This window comes from Roseivivax isoporae LMG 25204 (assembly GCF_000521865.1).
Lineage (GTDB): Bacteria > Pseudomonadota > Alphaproteobacteria > Rhodobacterales > Rhodobacteraceae > Roseivivax > Roseivivax isoporae.
Genome location: NZ_JAME01000098.1, coordinates 1 through 2,096, shown reverse-complemented (window position 1 = coordinate 2,096; position 2,096 = coordinate 1). Strand labels below are relative to the sequence as shown.

Annotated in this window: 3 protein-coding genes; all 3 read right to left on the bottom strand. The window is 66.0% G+C overall.

Features of this window, described 5'->3' with window-relative positions:
• Window positions 1-107: 107 nt before the first annotated feature.
• Genes RISW2_RS22695 through RISW2_RS22690 form a run of 3 tightly spaced genes read right to left on the bottom strand, consistent with a single transcriptional unit; the run spans window position 108 to window position 2,083 of the window.
• Window positions 108-1,190 (bottom strand): tyrosine-type recombinase/integrase, encoded by a 1,083-nt coding sequence (locus RISW2_RS22695; protein WP_051492384.1) that lies wholly within the window; start codon window positions 1,188-1,190, stop codon window positions 108-110.
• 5 nt (window positions 1,191-1,195) lie between these two features.
• Entirely contained in the window at window positions 1,196-1,381 is a 186-nt protein-coding gene (locus RISW2_RS24940) for a hypothetical protein (protein WP_156943990.1), read from the bottom strand.
• 3 nt (window positions 1,382-1,384) lie between these two features.
• Entirely contained in the window at window positions 1,385-2,083 is a 699-nt protein-coding gene (locus tag RISW2_RS22690; protein ID WP_043775620.1) for a hypothetical protein, read from the bottom strand.
• Between the last annotated feature and the right edge of the window lie 13 nt (window positions 2,084-2,096).

Here is a 2,096-nt window from a genome sequence, read left to right as displayed (position 1 = left end):
TGGTAGGCCCGGCAGGCCTACGGTAATCTACATGAGGCGCTGTTTTCTAAGAATAATTTCGAAGTTCTGTCCCGCGCGTTTCTGGCGTGGGACACTTTGGCCTCCGATCACCACAGCGCCACGCTGCCGAGCGTCTCCATCGCGGACGCCGCCATGCGGCGTCTTTCGGCCCCCTTTGTGTAGATCGAGGAGGTCGTCGGATTGGTATGTGCGAGGATCGCCATGATCTGCAGTTCGCTGCACCCGAGCTCCCCGAGGATCGTTCCGAGCGCCTTGCGCAGCCCGTGAGATGATCGTCGCGTGAGCCCTGCGGCCGCGGTCCATTTCTCCACTTTCCTACCGAGAGCATCGGGTGATGCCATCGGCTTGCCGTACTGTGTCAGGAGGTAGGTCGGCCCCTGGACCTTCATTGCACGAGACGCCTCGTAGAGCTGCGGCGCCATGGGCAGAGCCATTGCCGCGCTGCCCTTTTTCCCGGGCTGCCACTCGAGCCACATGATCCCGTCGCGCTTCACCTCGTGTTGCCGGCCGAGGATCGCGAGATCGCCGCGACGGGCGCCGGTCAGCATGGCCAGGATCAGCCACATGCGCGCGACGCTTCCTTCCGGGTGGTGGCGCATGAACTTCCGAACGTCCTCCGGCGACCAGGGCGCCGCGCCGCCTTTGTAGGAATGGACGCGGGCGATGCCGGCGACCGGATTGTGGTCCATCTTCCCACGGTCGACGCTCCACGTGTACATCGCCGAAAGCGCCTTGCGACAGTTGTCTGCCGCGCCCGTCTTAGCGCCGAACTGATCGATGACGTGCAGGATCGCGGGTCGGGGCAGATCGCGGTGCAAGCTTCCCATGCGGTCACCCTCGGGTGAGAGGAAATCGCAGGCTTTTTTCAGAAGGGCGCGACGCTGCTTGAGCGTCAGGGGAGACGCGCGGCTCGCACCGACTTGGGCCTCCAGGTTGGTCAGGTAGTCGTCCGCCAGTGCGTCCAGAGAACCTACCAGCGCTACCTTGGGTTTCTGCGCCGCCAGTTTCTGGCCGGCGCGAGCCGCGTGGTAGTGCTCGCTGAACGAAGGGTCATCCGGCCCAACCGGGATCACGATGCGCTTCTTCGGATTGCCTTCGACGCGGACCCGGTGCCGGGTCTCCCCACTCTTCATTTTCTCGGGCACGTAGCCCCGGAACCTCACGCGCACGTTTGTCATCCTGTCTCACCCCACCTGCGCGGCTCAGGTTGCCGCTTCGCCTCGTTTTGTGGAAGGGGCTCGTCATCCTTCAGCCGGATCTTCAGCGCGCCGCCCCACAGTTCTACCGACGTGCATCCTTCGCGCCGCGCGGCTCGGATGGCGCGGGCAATCTGCGCTTCGGTGGGTGCGGCGGCGGGCATCTGTCAGGCTCCTGCGTCTCGCGCGCCATCGATGTTCCGGCGCTCGACGGTGAAGGTGTAGGCGGCGACCCATGGGTTGGCGTCCCAGCCGTAACCGCGCGGGGCGTTGAGGTCATTCCAGAGCGCGGCGAAGTCCTCGCGGATGCCCCAGCAGCCGTGCCTATTGCAGCTGCGCGCGTCGTCCGTCGGGCACGCGGGGCCGTAGCAGTTCACGGTGGGACCGCAGCCCGGATGTCCAAGGTAGTCCAGCGCGCCTTCGGCCTCCACGTCGCTCGCGCTGATGTCCTGCACCCGCTGCACGCGGACGTCGGTCACGGTCAGCGTCAGGCGGGACGCCCAGCGGGGCATGAACATGCCGGGGCGCGTTTTTCCGTCTGACATCTGCCGGTTTACTGGAGGGGTTGGGCCCGCCATGTAGTGGATAGCAGTATTGGGCGTTATGTCGCGCGGGGGGCGGGCATCGTATTGAAGCCACGTTCGCCACGCCTCGCGCACCCAGAGCCGGTCGCCGACGCTGGCGCGAACCGGCAGCAAATGCGGGTGCAGCGGCGCGTCCATGACGTGCGAGCGCGGCTTGCCCTTGCCGATCGGAAGGCAGTTGTCGCGCTCGACCCGGAGTATCACGCGCCGGGTCTGCGTCTTGCGCCCTTCGAGCAGCGCCCGGACCATCGGGCCCGAGAAGAGGATGGGACGGTCGGTCATGGTGCTCTCCTTT